This is a genomic window from Buttiauxella sp. A111, assembly GCF_014189855.1.
GTDB classification, from domain to species: Bacteria; Pseudomonadota; Gammaproteobacteria; order Enterobacterales; family Enterobacteriaceae; genus Buttiauxella; species Buttiauxella selenatireducens.
Genome location: NZ_BJFN01000011.1, coordinates 59,951 through 76,348 on the forward strand (window position 1 = coordinate 59,951; position 16,398 = coordinate 76,348).

The following is a 16,398-nucleotide window of genomic DNA, read 5'->3' on the forward strand; positions in this document are numbered from 1 at the left end:
CGTTATGCATCGGGTAAAAATATGAAGGGTTGATAAAAGTTATCCGGCAATATCCATCATGTTGCAACTTTGTGCAACCTTGTTAAATGTGAGCTAGATAGCAAGCTGGAAAAAGAGTGAATTGTTAAATCAAAAAATAAGTACGTTGTCTGGCAGGTCATTGGTCGCAGGGGTGATTTATGGACGCAGTTAACACTTTTCGCAGGTGCAACCATAAAAAATGTGAGCAAGTGCAACCTCCAGCAAAAAGCTATTTTTTGTGTGGTGAATGTTTTGTGAATAACGTGTTAAATCGTTTGTGAATGGAAAATGCTTCCTGTACGTTACGGTCGCAAACTGGAATGACTATAAATAAACCGCGCTGCGTTCCGGTGCGGTAATACCGGGTATAACCGGTAATAATCTGGAGAACTTGCATGACCATGAGTACACCAATGCTGGTGACCTTCTTCATCTATATCTTTGGCATGATATTGATTGGGTTTATCGCCTGGCGTTCAACCAAAAACTTTGATGACTACATTCTGGGCGGTCGCAGCCTGGGAAGCGTGGTCACCGCATTATCAGCAGGCGCGTCCGACATGAGCGGCTGGCTGTTGATGGGCTTGCCAGGTGCTATCTTCCTTTCTGGTATTTCGGAAAGCTGGATTGCCATCGGTTTGACGGCTGGCGCTTACATTAACTGGAAACTGGTTGCCGGTCGTTTACGTGTTCACACCGAAGTGAACAATAACGCACTGACATTGCCTGATTATTTCACCGGACGTTTTGAAGATAAAAGCCGCATCCTGCGTATTATCTCGGCGTTAGTTATCCTGCTGTTCTTCACCATCTATTGCGCGTCTGGCATCGTGGCGGGAGCTCGTCTGTTCGAAAGCACATTCGGCATGAGCTACGAAACCGCATTGTGGGCGGGGGCTGCGGCAACCATCATTTATACCTTCGTGGGTGGCTTCCTGGCAGTAAGCTGGACCGATACCGTGCAGGCGAGCCTGATGATTTTCGCCCTGATCCTGACACCGGTTATGGTGGTGATTGCGGTTGGCGGGTTTGACGATTCCATGGCCGTTATCAAGCAAAAAAGCATTGAAAACGTCGATATGCTGAAAGGCCTGAACTTCGTGGCAATCATCTCGCTGATGGGCTGGGGCTTGGGCTACTTCGGCCAGCCACATATTCTGGCGCGTTTCATGGCGGCAGATTCCCATCACACAATCGTTAACGCGCGTCGCATCAGTATGACGTGGATGATTCTGTGTCTGGGTGGTGCGTGTGCCGTGGGCTTCTTCGGCATTGCTTACTTCTCTAATAATCCGTCACTGGCGGGAGCGGTTAACCAAAACGGCGAGCGCGTGTTCATCGAGTTGGCACAACTGCTGTTTAACCCGTGGATTGCGGGCATCTTGTTATCTGCCATTTTGGCGGCGGTAATGTCCACGCTGAGCTGCCAGTTGCTGGTGTGCTCCAGTGCAATTACCGAAGACTTGTATAAAGCCTTCTTCCGTAAAAATGCCGGGCAGAAAGAGTTGGTGTGGGTAGGGCGCTTTATGGTGCTGTTGGTTGCCCTCATCGCCATTGCGCTGGCGGCAAACCCTGAAAACCGTGTTCTTGGCCTGGTCAGTTACGCATGGGCAGGTTTCGGTGCGGCGTTTGGCCCGGTAGTGCTGTTCTCGGTCATGTGGTCACGTATGACACGTAATGGCGCGTTAGCCGGGATGATCATCGGTGCGCTGACGGTTATCGTCTGGAAACACTTCGGCTGGTTAGGGCTGTATGAAATCATCCCAGGCTTTGTTTTCGGTAGCATCGGTATTGTGGTGGTTAGCCTGCTGGGCAAAGCGCCAAGCACCTCAATGCAGAAGCGCTTTGCTGATGCTGATGAGATTTATCACACCGCGCCACCGAGCAAATTGCAGGTTGAGTAACAGGGTATCGCTTAACTGAATCATCCCCAAAGGGCCGCAAAAATGCGGCCCTTTTTACATCTTCTTATAAATATCTTAACAATCCGCTTGTGTTTATTTTTGTGGTAATGATAATCACAATCGTTCTGGTTTTACTTTTCTTTACGTCTTTTGACCTGAGTTCACAGTTGGAGTGTCAGGAATGTTTGTTCCGTTTCTCATTATGTTGCGTGAAGGCCTGGAAGCCGCGCTGATTGTTAGTTTGATAGCCAGCTATCTGAAACGCACACAACGCGGCCAATGGATTGGCGTTATGTGGATTGGGGTTGTTGCAGCGGCAGCACTTTGCCTGGGTTTGGGCATCTTCATTAACGAAACTACCGGTGAATTCCCGCAAAAAGAGCAGGAGTTGTTTGAAGGTATCGTCGCGGTTATCGCGGTCTTCATCCTGACCTGGATGGTGTTCTGGATGCGCAAAGTGTCGCGCAACGTCAAAGTCCAGTTAGAGCAAGCGGTAGACAACGCATTACACAGCAAAGGTAGCCACGGCTGGGCGCTGATTCTGATGGTGTTCTTTGCCGTCGCGCGTGAAGGGCTGGAGTCGGTCTTCTTTCTACTGGCGGCATTTCAGCAGGACGTCGGCATCATGCCACCGCTCGGGGCAATGCTGGGTCTGGGCACCGCGATTGTGCTCGGCTTCCTGCTGTATTGGGGCGGTATCCGTCTGAATCTCGCTGTCTTCTTTAAATGGACCAGCTTGTTTATTTTGCTGGTGGCGGCAGGCCTTGCTGCGGGTGCGGTGCGCGCATTCCACGAAGCGGGGTTGTGGAACCATTTCCAGGACATCGCTTTTGACCTGAGTAATGTCCTTTCAACGCATTCCCTGACTGGCACGCTGCTTGAAGGCATTTTTGGTTATCAGGAAGCGCCGAGCGTCAGCGAAGTGGCGATGTACTTTATTTACCTGATCCCCGCGCTGGTGCTGTTCTTTATCCCCCCGCGCATGGGCAACCAGGCGACAAATCAGGCTCGTTAATCATCTTGCGGCGAGTATGTCGCCGCTTAGTTACAACATACTAAATTTTTAAAGGGATTGGTCATGACTACACATTTTCGTCGTAAAGCCCTGCATGTAGCGCTGTTTGCGCTGGTTTCTTCAGCCTTCGCCGCGCAGGCTGCGGATGTTCCTCAGGTAAAAGTCACCGTTACCGATAAACAGTGCGAACCGATGAACATCACGGTTAACGCGGGCAAAACTCAGTTCATCATTCAGAACAACAGCCAGAAAGCGCTGGAGTGGGAAATCCTCAAAGGGGTGATGGTCGTTGAAGAGCGCGAAAACATCGCACCGGGCTTCTCGCAGAAAATGACGGCTAACCTGCAAGCGGGTGAATACGACATGACGTGCGGCCTGCTCAGCAACCCGAAAGGCAAGCTTATCGTTAAAGCAGTAGGCGACCAGGCTGCGCCGAAGAACGATCTGCTGGCGTTGACCGCTCCAATTACGGAATACAAAGCGTATGTGACCGCGCAAATGGTCGAGCTGGTTAAAGGCACCAAAGCCTTTACTGATGCGGTAAAAGCGGGCGATATCGAAAAAGCAAAATCCCTGTATGCGCCAACGCGTCAGTATTACGAGCGTATTGAACCGATTGCTGAACTGTTCTCCGATCTCGACGGCAGCATCGATGCCCGTGAAGACGATTACGAGCAGAAAGCGAACGATCCGAAATTCACCGGCTTCCACCGTCTGGAAAAAGCGCTGTTTGGTGATAACTCTACCAAAGGCATGGAAAAATATGCTGATCAGCTGAATACCGACGTGCTGGAGTTGCAAAAGCGTATCTCTGAACTGGCCTTCCCACCAAGCAAAGTTGTCGGCGGCGCTGCGGGTCTGATTGAAGAAGTTGCCGCCAGCAAGATCAGTGGTGAAGAAGATCGCTACAGCCACACCGACCTGTGGGACTTCCAGGCAAACGTTGATGGCGCACAGAAAATCGTGAACTTGCTGCGTCCTGTATTGGCGAAAGACAACGCACCGTTGCTGGCTAAAGTGGATGCCAACTTCAAGAAAGTCGACACTATCCTCGCGAAATATCGCACCAAAGAGGGTTTTGAGACTTATGACAAATTGACTGACGCTGACCGTAATGCGCTGAAAGGGCCGGTAACGGCATTGGCTGAAGATTTGTCGCAACTGCGTGGCGTTCTGGGTCTGGACTAAGTTTGATGGAAGAAAATAGCAAAAACGGCGTGCATCAACCGGCACGCCGTCGGTTACTGAAAGGGTTGGGCGCACTTGGTGGCGCCCTTGCCGTTGCCGGTGGTTGCCCGGTGGCGCACGCGGCAAAACAAGAGACGTCTCCGGGGACGTTGCCGCCTGACGCTCGCATGGAAAAGCAACCGTTCTACGGTGTGCATCAGGCCGGTGTGCTCACACCTCAGCAAGCGGCAATGATGCTGGTGGCTTTCGATGTGCTGGCAAGTGACAAAGCTGACCTCGAGCGCTTGTTCAAATTGCTGACTGCGCGTTTTGATTTCCTGACCACGGGCGGCCCGGCGCCGGATACACCGAATCCACGGATGCCACCGATGGACTCCGGTATCCTCGGCGCTGAGATCTACCCTGATAATCTGACTATCACGCTGTCGGCGGGAACGTCGCTGTTTGATGAACGCTTTGGTCTGAAGGGGCAGAAGCCGACAAAACTGCAAAAAATGGAACGTTTCTCCAACGATTCCCTGGACGCCAGTTTGTGTCATGGTGATTTGCTTATCCAGATTTGCGCGAATACGGCGGACACGGTTATCCACGCGTTGCGCGACATTATCAAACACACGCCAGATTTACTCAGTGTGCGCTGGAAGCGGGAAGGGTTTATCTCCAACCATGCGGCACGCTCACGCGGCAAAGAAACCCCGATCAACTTGCTCGGTTTTAAAGACGGAACCGCCAATCCAGACAGCAGCAACCAGCCGCTGATGGATGAAGTGGTTTGGGTGACCGGCAACCAGCAAGAACCAGCCTGGGCGGTGGGTGGCAGTTACAAAGCGGTGCGCATTATTCAGTTCCACGTTGAGTCATGGGACAGAACGCCACTGAAAGAACAGCAAACCATTTTTGGCCGCGACAAACACAGTGGTGCGCCGTTGGGAATGAAGAATGAGCATGATGAACCTGATTATGCTGCCGATCCCGATGGTAATGTGATTGCGCTGGATGCACATATTCGGCTGGCAAATCCGCGCACCAAAGAGACCCAGTCGAACCTAATGATGCGCCGGGGTTACAGCTATTCGTTGGGCGTTTCCAAATCTGGTCAGCTGGATATGGGATTATTGTTTGTCTGCTTCCAGCATGACCTTGAGAAAGGTTTTCTGGAAGTGCAGCAACGGCTTAACGGTGAGGCGCTGGAAGAGTATGTGAAGCCGATTGGCGGCGGATATTTCTTTGTCCTGCCAGGCGTTAAAGATAATCAGCATTATTTAGGGCAGGGGCTTTTAGAGGCTTGATGCGGTAATTTTTGAAACCACCCTCATCCTAACCTTCTCCCTGAGGGAGAAGGGACCAGGTCAGTGTCTGCTGAAGGATGCTCTGATTTCTCCCTCTCCTGGGGGAGAGGGCCGGGGTGAGGGCGTCCTGCACTCCCACAAAACCCCAATTCCTTGCCCTGCTAATTTTTCATTTGCTAACAATTTGCCTGTCTATTATTCATTCAATTTTTAAATAACTATACCTTTGATATAAAAGTGTAATATTTTTATGTCATAAATCTGATTAACGCGTGACGAAACGCGAATGTTGAATTAAAGTAAAATAAGTGTTGCATTTAAGATAAAATTTGATGTATTTAAAGCAAGAGCGGTAGTTCCCGACTGTGAATTTAAATCACAATGGAGACAGCGCATGGTAGGGTCCTGTACTGGACGATTAAACAAACATCTTACCCGCACCATCCTGTGCGGAGGTCTCTCCTCCGGCTTCGCTATCTTCACCGCTAAAACCTCAAACCCTTCAAAAACTCAGAGTGTCAACGATGCGCTAAGCGGCGTATTTCGTCTAACTGGTGCATCCTCTCAACCGGCAGTTTATGGCTTAAAAGGAAGCCAAACCTCATCCGTTAGTAAGCATAATCGCGTATCTGAAAGTGACGCGGGAAATGAAACCAACTGTAAGGTGCCATCCATGGGAAGACAGAAAGCAGTGATCAAAGCTCGTCGCGAAGCAAAACGTGTGCTGAGACGGGATTCACGTAGCCACAAACAACGTGAAGAGGAATCGGTCACATCGCTTGTGCAGATGAGCGGCGTTGAATCTATCGGCATGGCCAGGGATTGCCGTGATAATTCACCTATAGCAGCGCGAAACGAGGCTCAGCAGCACTATCTTAACGCCATCGAGAAAAAGCAGCTGATATTCGCCACCGGCGAAGCAGGTTGCGGCAAGACGTATATCAGTGCGGCGAAAGCCGCTGAGGCCCTGATACATAAGGATGTCGACAGGATAATTGTTACCCGCCCGGTTCTGCAAGCTGACGAAGATCTCGGCTTCTTACCTGGGGATATTTCGGAAAAATTCGCCCCTTATTTCCGCCCGGTATATGACATCCTGGTGCGACGTTTAGGGTCGTCTTTCATGCAGTACTGCCTGCGTCCCGAAATTGGCAAAGTAGAAATCGCGCCGTTCGCATATATGCGCGGACGTACCTTCGAAAATGCGGTGGTTATTCTTGATGAGGCGCAGAATGTCACCGCAGCGCAAATGAAAATGTTCTTAACGCGCCTTGGGGAAAACGTGACGGTGATCGTCAATGGCGATATCACGCAATGTGATTTGCCTCGGGGTGTTCAGTCCGGCCTGAGTGATGCTCTGGCACGTTTTGAAGAAGATGAGATGATAGGCATTGTCCAATTTGGCAAACAAGATTGTGTGCGCTCAGCCCTTTGCCAGCGCACGTTGAATGCCTACGACTGATTTCTGGTGTGATAGATTCGTAAAGCCCAAACTCTGTTTGGGCTTTTTTCTTTGCGCGAATTATTTGCCCAAAATGTGAAGGGTATCAAAACGGATGGTCAAGGAGAGACAATTTTAGGTTCTGCAAAATTATTCCCAGCCAGATTGTTGCCGTATACTTATTCCAACCAGAAACAATCAGAACTTATCAATGATTTGCTTTCGCAGGTGTGCTGACATTCGACATGCAGGTTATTGCAACGTGAGGAAACTATTATGACTAAAAAACGTATTTACCTATTTTGTTCTGCCGGTATGTCCACTTCATTACTTGTATCAAAAATGAAGGCGCAGGCAGAGAAGTATGAAGTGCCTGTTGTTATTGAAGCCTGGCCAGAAACTCTGGCGGCGGAAAAAGGCAAGGATGCAGATTTGGTATTACTTGGACCACAAATCGCTTACATGCTTCCAGAAATTCAAAAAGTATTACCGGGTAAGACCGTCGAAGTTATTGATTCGGCCATGTACGGCAAAATTGATGGTTTGGGCGTGCTTAAAGCAGCCGTCGCATCGATCAAGAAAGCAGCAACTAATTAATTTTTCTTATTGTTTTATTTTTCCGTCAAAGAACGACCTTACACAACCTGGCCGCAAGTATCTTGCGGCAATAAAGGAAATTACAAATGAGTAAAGTCATTGATTCACTTGAGAAGATATTGCTTCCTTTCGCAGTGAAAATTGGGAAGCAACCGCACGTCAACGCAATTAAAAATGGTTTCATCAAATTAATGCCATTGACCCTTGCCGGGGCCATGTTTGTATTAATCAATAACGTCTTTCTGAGTTTTGGCGCCGGTTCCTTTTTCTATTCTTTAGGTATTCGCTTAGATCCCTCGACCATTGAAACTCTTAATGGGTTAAAAGCCATTGGCGGCAATGTGTATAACGGCACATTGGGTATTATGTCGCTAATGGCTCCTTTTTTCATTGGTATGGCGCTTGCCGAGGAACGTAAAGTTGACCCCCTTGCTGCCGGTTTATTATCCGTTGCAGCATTTATGACCGTAACACCTTATAGCGTTGGTGAAGCTTATGCTGTTGGTGCTAACTGGTTAGGTGGTCAGAATATTATTTCCGGTATTGTTATTGGCCTGGTCGTTGCGGAACTCTTTACGTTTGTTATCCGTCGCAATTGGGTTATTACTTTGCCAGATAGCGTGCCGACTTCGGTATCGCGTTCTTTCTCTGCATTAATTCCAGGCTTTATTATCCTGTCTATTTTCGGGATTATTTCCTGGCTGCTGGCTAATCACGGTAGCAACTTCCACCAGATCATTATGGATTCCATCTCTACGCCGCTGGCGTCGATGGGTGCAGTAGTGGGCTGGGCGTACGTGATTTTCAACTCCCTGCTGTGGTTCTTTGGTGTGCATGGTTCACTGGCGCTTACCGCGCTGGACAACGGCATCATGACCCCATGGGCGCTGGAAAACATCGCAATCTACAACCAGTATGGTTCAGTTCAGGCAGCACTGGATGCGGGCAAACAGTTCCACTTCTGGGCTAAACCAATGCTCGACTCCTACATCCTGTTGGGTGGTTCTGGTGCGACACTGGGTCTGATTATCGCCATCTTTATCGCTTCACGCCGTGCGGATCACCGTCAGGTTGCGAAACTGGCACTGCCATCAGGCATCTTCCAGATTAACGAACCTATCCTGTTCGGTCTGCCAATCATCATGAACCCGGTTATGTTCATCCCGTTCGTGCTGGTTCAACCGATTCTGGCAGCCATCACGCTTGCGGCTTACTCGCTAGGCATCATTCCACCGGTCACAAACCTGGCACCGTGGACCATGCCAACCGGCTTAGGCGCCTTCTTTAACAGTAACGGTAGCATCGCAGCCCTGTTAGTCGCTCTGTTTAACCTGGGTGTCGCGACAATGGTTTACATGCCATTTGTTGTCCTGTCGAACAAAGCGCAGGCGGTTATTGAAGAAGAAGAAAGTGAAGAAGATATTGCTAACGCACTGAAATTCTAATCTTAAATTCTGAATAGTTTTGGCTGGGGATAACCCCCTTATCCCCAGCCACTTTAAAAGTACCGGGAGAGAGTTTGATGTTTAACTTAGATAACGCTGTAGATAACGAAGTCGATACCAACGACCTTGAAGAAGTTGTAATGGGCTTAATCATCAATTCCGGCCAGGCGCGCAGCCTTGCGTATGCAGCACTGAAAATCGCTAAAGCAGGCGATTTTGAAAAAGCCTGGGAATTGATGGGGCAATCTCGTGAAGCGCTGAATGAAGCCCACCTGGTGCAAACTAAACTGATTGAAGGTGACCAGGGCGAAGGCAAAACCAAAGTTAGTCTGGTGCTGGTTCATGCACAAGATCACCTGATGACCTCCATGCTGGCACGTGAGTTGGTCACAGAACTTATTGAGCTTCATGAAAAAATAAAATAAGTTGGAGTCCCTTATGCAGCCACCGGTAATCAGTATGGAAATCAGTACGGCACGTGAGAGTCAACTTTTTGATGGTCAACATTTCCACATGTTCATCCACAACAAAGTCGAAAGTGTCTCCGGGCTGCACCAGCATGATTATTATGAGTTCACGGTGGTACTAACCGGGCGTTATTACCAGGAAATTAACGGTAAACGCGTGCTGCTGGAAAGAGGAAGTTTTGTTTTCATTCCGCTGGGTTCTTATCATCAAAGCTTTTATGACTTTGGTGCCACCCGGATCCTGAATGTCGGTATCAGCAAGGCTTTTTTTGAACAGCATTATTTACCGTTATTTCCAGCCTATTTTATTGCTTCACAGGTTTATCAGATTAAGAACGAATTTCTGACTTATATTGAATCTGTGACGGCTTCATTAAACTTCCGTCAGGGTGAGTTTAATGAATTTCTTGAAATGGTGACGTTTTATATTGTTAATCGTCTGCGCCATCATAAAGAATCAGAATCAGGGGGGGATATTCCCGCCTGGCTGAAAAACACCGTCGAGCAGATGCATGGTAAATCAATGTTCGGTGATAAAGCATTAGTGAACATGGTTGAGTTGTCTGGAAAGTCGCAGGAGTACTTAACCCGCGCCACACAACGCCATTACGGTAAAACACCGATGCAAATTATCAATGAGATAAGAATTAATTTTGCCAAGAAACAGCTGGAGATTACCAACTATTCTGTCACCGATATCGCTTTCGAGTCAGGTTACAGTAGCGCCAGTATGTTTATTAAAAACTTTAAAAAGTTAACGTCATTTACACCGCAGCATTATCGGAAGCAGTTATACAGTATTAAATAATCTGTATATGTATTAGTGAGGGTTGGGAATTAATCCTGGCATATTCATGCCATATATAACCCTCAATAATACATCTATATCTCTGCCTTAATTAAAGTGCAATCGGAGTCCCTATGAGTAAAAAATTGAAAGTCGTCACAATTGGTGGTGGGAGCAGTTATACCCCTGAATTACTCGAAGGTTTTATTAAACGTTACGAAGAATTGCCGATCACTGAATTATGGTTGGTCGATGTTGAGGCCGGTAAAGAGAAACAAGATATTATCTTTGATCTTTGCTTGCGCATGATTGAACGCGCCGGTGTGCCGATTGCGCTATATAAAACCCTCAATCGTCGCGAAGCGCTGGTGGATGCCGACTTTGTTACCACGCAATTGCGTGTTGGCCAACTGAAAGCCCGTGAACTTGATGAGCGCATTCCGCTGGGTTACGGCTACTTAGGTCAGGAAACAAACGGGGCTGGCGGTTTGTTTAAAGGCCTGCGTACTATTCCCGTGATTTTTGACATTATTAATGACGTGAAAGAAATCTGCCCTGACGCGTGGGTAATTAACTTCACCAACCCGGCCGGCATGGTGACTGAGGCAGTGTATCGCCACACCGATTTCAAGAAATTCATTGGTGTGTGTAACATCCCAGTGGGCATGAAAATGTTCATTAAAGATGTGTTAAAACTCAAGCCAACCGATGAATTGAATATCGACTTGTTCGGTCTGAACCACATGGTGTTCATCAGAGATGTGCTGGTCAACGGAACTTCTCGCTTTGACGAACTGCTGGATGGCGTGGCCTCCGGTACACTGACCGCGGGCTCGGTGAAAAACATCTTTGATCTGCCATTCAGCGAAGGCTTGATTCGTTCATTGCGTCTGCTGCCGTGCTCTTATTTGCTCTACTACTTCAAGCAAAAAGAGATGCTGGCTATCGAAATGGGTGAATTCTACAAAGGCGGCGCGCGAGCAACTGTCGTTCAGAAAGTGGAAAAGCAACTGTTCGAGCTGTACAAAGATCCGGCATTGAATGTCAAACCGAAAGAACTGGAGCTGCGTGGTGGGGCTTACTACTCTGATGCGGCTTGTGAAGTGATCAGCGACATCTATAACGACAAGCAAAGCGAGCATTATGTTAACGTGCCGCATCACGGTCATGTTGATAATATTCCAGCTGATTGGGCGGTCGAAATGACCTGTACTATCGGTCGCGATGGCGCAACGCCGAGTTCGCGCATCACCCATTTTGATGAAAAAGTGCTGGGCCTGATTTATACCATCAAAGGTTTTGAAGTTGCGGCAAGCGAAGCGGCTTTGAGCGGTAACTTTAACGATGTGCTACTGGCGCTGAACTTGAGCCCACTCATCCATTCCGACAAAGATGCTGAGAAAATTGCCCGCGACATGCTGCTCGCGCACGAAGCAAATCTACCAAACTTTGCGCAGGCAATCGCTGCACTTAAATAACTGGAGGCCTTCCCTTACCGGGGAAGGCAGCCTACCGAGGCGACAATGGATAAGTTATTAATTGTTAACGCGGACGATTTTGGGCTTTGCAAAGCCCAAAATTATGGAATTATCGATGCTTACATCAACGGTGTGGTGACGTCGACCACCGCGATGGTTAACGCTCATGGCATTGAACATGCCGTTGCGTTAAGTGCTAAACAACCTGGACTGGCGATTGGCATGCACTTTGTGCTGACGCTAGGGCGCCCGATATCGGCTATGCCGGGGCTTACGGATGAGAAGGGCGAGTTAGGGAAATGGATTTGGCAACGTGCCGAAGAAAACACGTTACCACTGGCAGAAATTGAACACGAACTGGCATGCCAGTTTGCGAGGTTCATCGAATTATTTGGTCGTGCGCCAACGCACATCGACAGCCATCACCATGTCCATATGATCCCGCAGATCTATTCTATTGTTGAAGCCTTCGCGAAGGCGAAAGGTCTTCCAGTACGCTTTGACTACGATGCGGCCAGAACGGGTGAGATTGAGCAGCATGGAGTTAAAACCACGCAAGGCTTTGATAGCGGTTTTTATGGTGATCAAATAACGGAATCGCTGTTCCTCGATACGTTAGAGAGATCAATGACCCGAGGTGAGCAATCGTTAGAGGTGATGTGTCATCCTTCGTTTATCGATAACACGATTCTTGCCAGCAAGTACTGTTATCCGCGCCTGGCTGAACTGGATGTCTTAACTTCCGCTTCGCTTAAATACGCGATTGCAGAACGCGGGTATCGCCTGGGAACGTTCAAAGATTTGTAATTATAGTCGTGGGGGAGCAGTAATTTAGCCCAACGGCGTGTTGATATACCCGAACTTAGGTTCGGGTTTTTTTTGTCTTTTTGGCAGGCTATAAACGAAAAAAAAGCCCGTATTTTCATACGAGCTCTTTTTTAAATGTGGCGGTGAGAGAGGGGCTGACTGCGCTGCGCTTGCCCTTCGGGCGTCATGGTCGCAAGCGCCCCTGACGTCCAAATGCTATAGCATTTGTCGAACCTCGGGTCGAGGGTTCTCACCCGTCTCTCCACGGGTTACGGGCGAAAAAAAAGCTCGTATTTTCATACGAGCTCTTTTTTAAATGTGGCGGTGAGAGAGGGGTTCGAACCCTCGATACGTTGCCGTATACACACTTTCCAGGCGTGCTCCTTCAGCCACTCGGACACCTCACCGTTTTGTTTCTGTTGCCAACTTCAGGGGGCAACGGGGCGCTACTATAGGGTTTCAACCCTATTCGGTCAAGTTTAATCTTCGGTTTACGAATCGTTCGGTTAAGGTGTGAACGATACTGAATTTAAGGCGAAAAAAAAGCTCATATTTTCATATGAGCTCTTCTTTAAATGTGGCGGTGAGAGAGGGGTTCGAACCCTCGATACGTTGCCGTATACACACTTTCCAGGCGTGCTCCTTCAGCCACTCGGACACCTCACCGTTTTGTTGTTCCTGACTTCTGGAACGGGCGCTAATGTAGGGAAATCTGCGGGCTGCGTCAATTCACTTTTCGAAAAATCGGCGCGTTTAGCCAAACTTCAAACAACTTGCTTCTTAAAACAGCAAAGCGTGGTGATTTTTTATTAGATTCATCTAATGTATTGTTAAACGCTGCGCGTAAGTCTAAGAATAAATGGAGAAAGCATGGACATCATTTTTCATCACCCGACATTTGATACTCAATTTTGGCTCGACGGTATGCAACAGCAACTTCCAGGTGCCACGGTTCGCCAGTGGCATCCCGGTGATAACCAACCCGCTGATTACGCGCTGGTTTGGCATCCACCCGTGGAGATGCTCAGTGGACGTCGTGAGCTCAAAGGCGTATTCGCGTTAGGGGCGGGTGTAGATTCTATTTTGAGTAAACTGCAAGCGCATCCTGATATGTTGCCTGATGGTGTGCCGTTATTTCGCCTCGAAGACACTGGAATGGCGCTGCAAATGCAGGAATACGCTGTCAGCCAGGTGCTGCATTGGTTCCGCCGATTTGATGACTATCAGGCCTTAAAGCAGCAGGCTAAATGGCAACCGCTGGAAGATTATCGCCGTGAAGACTTTACCATTGGGTTGCTCGGTGCCGGTGTTTTAGGCGGGAAAGTGGCTGAAAGCCTTGCTGCCTGGGGGTTCCCGGTACGTTGCTGGAGCCGCAGTAAGAAAAACTATCCAGGTGTCACAAGTTACGCTGGTACAGAAGAGTTGAGTGCCTTCCTTAATGGCACGCGCGTGTTAATCAACCTGTTACCGAACACGCCACAAACCGTGGGCATCATCAACAGCCAACTGCTTGAGCAACTGGCCGATGAGGCGTTTATCATGAACCTCGCTCGTGGTGTGCATCTGGCCGAAAACGATCTGCTGGCGGCACTTGAGAGCGGCAAAGTGAAAGGCGCGATGCTCGACGTGTTCGCGAAAGAACCTCTCCCTGCAAATAGCCCTTTGTGGAAACATCCTCGCATTGCCATCACACCGCACCTGGCTGCGGTGACTCGGCCGCAGGAAGCAATGGAATACATTGCGAAAACCATTCGTGAAATTGAAAAGGGTGAGTCCCCGAGCGGGCAGGTCTCTTTGCATAACGGTTATTAATGCTATGCCCGGCTGGCGTCGGGCTAAAAAACAACGGTGATAACTGCTATCCTTGCGGGAAAGAGATAAAAGGAGAGAGCGATGTATCCCGTTGACCTGCACATGCACACCGTCGCCAGTACCCATGCTTACAGTACCCTTCATGACTACATTGCAATGGCGAAAAGCAAAGGTATCAAACTGTTTGCTATCACCGACCATGGGCCAGACATGGCTGATGCGCCGCATTACTGGCATTTTGTGAACATGCGTATTTGGCCGCGAATGGTTGATGGCGTCGGTATTCTACGTGGTATTGAAGCGAATATTAAAAATATCGCCGGGGAAATTGACTGTACTGGCCCAATGCTGGATTCACTGGATCTGATTATTGCCGGTTTTCATGAGCCTGTTTTTCCTCCAACAGATAGCGCTACCCACACTGAGGCAATGATCGCGGCAATGGCGAGCGGCAACGTTCACATCATTAGCCATCCGGGTAACCCGAAATTCCCGGTCGACATTCCTGCCATTGCCCAGGCGGCAGCAAAATATAATGTCGCGCTGGAGTTGAATAACTCTTCATTTACTCATTCGCGTAAGGGGAGTGCCCCGAACTGCCGTGCTATCGCCGCCGCAGTGCGTGATGCCGGTGGCTGGTTATCGCTAGGGTCTGATTCTCATACTGCATTTACTCTTGGGGATTTCGATGAATGCCGCAAAATTCTGGCAGAAGTTGAGTTCCCGGAAGACCGCATTCTTAATGTTTCAGTGCGTCGTATGCTGGGCTTCCTTGAATCACGCGGCATGACGCCCATTGAAGAATTCGCCTTACTGTAGTTTTTACTTAACAAATCTCTACTAAATGGACCGTTAGCATGAATGAGTTTTCAATTATTTGCCGCATTTTAGGATCACTGTTTTACCGTCAACCTCAGGACCCGCTTTTGGTTCCATTGTTGACGATGATCCGCGAAGGCAAACTGGCAGAACATTGGCCGCTTGAGCAGGACGAATTACTGACTCGCCTGCAACAAAGCTGCGATCCTCAGCAGCTCGCAGCCGATTACAATGCGATGTTTGTGGGCGAAGAGTGCAGCGTACCGCCGTATCGTTCAGCGTGGGAAGCGGGCAGCCATGAAGGCGAAGTTCGTGAATTTCTGAAACAACGTGGAATGCCGCTTGCAGACACCCCTGCGGATCATTTTGGCACCTTGCTGCTGGCAGCCTCGTGGCTGGAAGATCAATCACAAGAAGATGAGTTTGAAGCCCAGATTCGTTTATTTGATGATTACCTGATGCCATGGTGTGGCACTTTTCTCGGGAAAGTTGAAGCGCACTCCACCACTGCGTTTTACCGCACGTTGGCGTTAATTAGCCGTGAAGCCATTCAGGCAATGCGCGACGAGCTCGAAGAAGAGAGTGATGAATAAACTGGTGTGACATAAGTCACATTTAAAATGTAACACTGCTTTCTGATTTACAAAAAATGTGCGGTAGATCGTGGTCGAGCCATAAGGCTCTGCTATGATATGCCGCTATGAACATACTTATTTCTCTGGCATTGACCACCGGTATTCTCTCAGGCCTCTGGGGTTGGGTTGCGGTGAGTCTCGGCCTTCTCAGTTGGGCAGGGTTCCTCGGTTGTACTGCGTACTTTGCGTGTCCGCAGGGCGGAATCAAGGGGCTTTTCATTTCTGCATGCACGTTATGTAGCGGCGTACTTTGGGCGCAGGTGATCATCCACGGCAGTGCACTGGCACCGCATCTGGAGATCCTGGGCTATATGGTTACGGGCGTCGTGGCATTTCTGATGTGCGTTCAGGCTAAACACATGCTGTTGTCATTCGTGCCAGGGACTTTTATTGGTGCGTGCGCGACCTTTGCAAACCAGGGCGAATGGCGCATTGTCGTTCCGTCTTTACTGCTGGGTTTGGTGTTTGGCTTTGCGATGAAAAACAGCGGATTATGGCTGGCGGCGCGAAAAACGAAATCTGAGCCCCGGGTGATAGCCGAATAAATAAAAAACCAGCCACAAAGGCTAATGCCAGTCAGTTAAGCAACTGACTGGCATTTTTGTTCCTGGCTTTACCATATTTATGTGGCCTTTCCTTCACCACCCTCGGGAAGGCTCTTTCTCTTCTTATCGGTAACTTCACCATCTGCGC

16 protein-coding genes and 2 tRNA genes are annotated in these 16,398 nt (G+C 48.9%); 15 read left to right on the forward strand and 3 right to left on the reverse strand.

What is annotated here, in order from left to right:
* Window positions 1-416 precede the first annotated feature (416 nt).
* The 11 genes from putP to chbG all read left to right on the forward strand — a co-directional run bounded on the left by putP (window position 417) and on the right by chbG (window position 12,439).
* A complete protein-coding gene (gene putP, locus BSPA111_RS21565; protein WP_183273194.1) occupies window positions 417-1,925 on the forward strand; it encodes a sodium/proline symporter PutP in 1,509 nt (502 codons plus the stop codon).
* A gap of 181 nt (window positions 1,926-2,106) precedes the next feature.
* Window positions 2,107-2,940, forward strand: coding sequence for an iron uptake transporter permease EfeU (gene efeU, locus BSPA111_RS21570; protein ID WP_183273195.1), 834 nt, complete (start codon window positions 2,107-2,109; stop codon window positions 2,938-2,940).
* 63 nt (window positions 2,941-3,003) lie between these two features.
* Window positions 3,004-4,128, forward strand: coding sequence for an iron uptake system protein EfeO (gene efeO / locus BSPA111_RS21575; RefSeq protein ID WP_183273196.1), 1,125 nt, complete (start codon window positions 3,004-3,006; stop codon window positions 4,126-4,128).
* A 5-nt stretch (window positions 4,129-4,133) separates the two neighbouring features.
* The gene (gene efeB / locus BSPA111_RS21580) at window positions 4,134-5,417 is read left to right on the forward strand and encodes an iron uptake transporter deferrochelatase/peroxidase subunit (RefSeq protein ID WP_183273197.1); all 1,284 of its coding nucleotides are present in this window, start codon (window positions 4,134-4,136) and stop codon (window positions 5,415-5,417) included.
* 673 nt (window positions 5,418-6,090) lie between these two features.
* Window positions 6,091-6,879: a phosphate starvation-inducible protein PhoH gene (gene phoH / locus BSPA111_RS21585; RefSeq protein WP_183273198.1), complete on the forward strand. Its 789-nt coding sequence runs from the start codon at window positions 6,091-6,093 to the stop codon at window positions 6,877-6,879.
* 255 nt (window positions 6,880-7,134) lie between these two features.
* Complete coding sequence (locus BSPA111_RS21590; RefSeq protein ID WP_183273199.1) at window positions 7,135-7,455, forward strand: PTS sugar transporter subunit IIB; 321 nt, start codon at window positions 7,135-7,137, stop codon at window positions 7,453-7,455.
* 86 nt (window positions 7,456-7,541) lie between these two features.
* On the forward strand, window positions 7,542-8,900 hold the full coding sequence (chbC, locus tag BSPA111_RS21595; RefSeq protein ID WP_183273200.1) for a PTS N,N'-diacetylchitobiose transporter subunit IIC: 1,359 nt from the start codon (window positions 7,542-7,544) through the stop codon (window positions 8,898-8,900).
* Between the two features lie 77 nt (window positions 8,901-8,977).
* Window positions 8,978-9,325 (forward strand): PTS N,N'-diacetylchitobiose transporter subunit IIA, encoded by a 348-nt coding sequence (gene chbA / locus BSPA111_RS21600; protein ID WP_183273201.1) that lies wholly within the window; start codon window positions 8,978-8,980, stop codon window positions 9,323-9,325.
* Window positions 9,326-9,338: 13 nt separating this feature from the next.
* The gene (chbR, locus tag BSPA111_RS21605; protein WP_183273202.1) at window positions 9,339-10,175 is read left to right on the forward strand and encodes a transcriptional regulator ChbR; all 837 of its coding nucleotides are present in this window, start codon (window positions 9,339-9,341) and stop codon (window positions 10,173-10,175) included.
* 113 nt (window positions 10,176-10,288) lie between these two features.
* Window positions 10,289-11,632, forward strand: a complete 1,344-nt coding sequence (locus BSPA111_RS21610) for a 6-phospho-beta-glucosidase (protein WP_183273203.1) — start codon at window positions 10,289-10,291, stop codon at window positions 11,630-11,632.
* A 45-nt stretch (window positions 11,633-11,677) separates the two neighbouring features.
* Window positions 11,678-12,439, forward strand: a complete 762-nt coding sequence (gene chbG / locus BSPA111_RS21615; protein ID WP_183273204.1) for a chitin disaccharide deacetylase — start codon at window positions 11,678-11,680, stop codon at window positions 12,437-12,439.
* A gap of 319 nt (window positions 12,440-12,758) precedes the next feature.
* Here chbG and BSPA111_RS21620 read toward each other — a convergent pair.
* Together BSPA111_RS21620 and BSPA111_RS21625 are read right to left on the reverse strand one after the other, a co-directional pair.
* Window positions 12,759-12,846, reverse strand: a tRNA-Ser gene (locus BSPA111_RS21620).
* Between the two features lie 171 nt (window positions 12,847-13,017).
* A tRNA-Ser gene (locus BSPA111_RS21625) sits at window positions 13,018-13,105 on the reverse strand.
* A 204-nt stretch (window positions 13,106-13,309) separates the two neighbouring features.
* Between BSPA111_RS21625 and ghrA the strand changes: the two genes are divergently transcribed.
* The 4 genes from ghrA (at window position 13,310) to BSPA111_RS21645 (ending at window position 16,250) form a co-directional block, all read left to right on the forward strand.
* Window positions 13,310-14,251 carry a glyoxylate/hydroxypyruvate reductase GhrA gene (gene ghrA, locus BSPA111_RS21630; RefSeq protein ID WP_183273205.1) on the forward strand — a complete coding sequence of 314 codons (942 nt, stop codon included), beginning with the start codon at window positions 13,310-13,312 and terminating at the stop codon, window positions 14,249-14,251.
* Between the two features lie 81 nt (window positions 14,252-14,332).
* On the forward strand, window positions 14,333-15,070 hold the full coding sequence (locus tag BSPA111_RS21635) for a phosphatase (protein ID WP_183273206.1): 738 nt from the start codon (window positions 14,333-14,335) through the stop codon (window positions 15,068-15,070).
* A 38-nt stretch (window positions 15,071-15,108) separates the two neighbouring features.
* A complete protein-coding gene (locus BSPA111_RS21640; protein WP_183273207.1) occupies window positions 15,109-15,663 on the forward strand; it encodes a molecular chaperone in 555 nt (184 codons plus the stop codon).
* 107 nt (window positions 15,664-15,770) lie between these two features.
* On the forward strand, window positions 15,771-16,250 hold the full coding sequence (locus BSPA111_RS21645) for a DUF1097 domain-containing protein (RefSeq protein ID WP_183273208.1): 480 nt from the start codon (window positions 15,771-15,773) through the stop codon (window positions 16,248-16,250).
* Window positions 16,251-16,281: 31 nt separating this feature from the next.
* Here the strand turns inward: BSPA111_RS21645 and BSPA111_RS22735 are convergent.
* The coding region (locus tag BSPA111_RS22735) for a hypothetical protein (protein ID WP_255459265.1) at window positions 16,282-16,398 on the reverse strand (117 nt) is incomplete at its 5' end.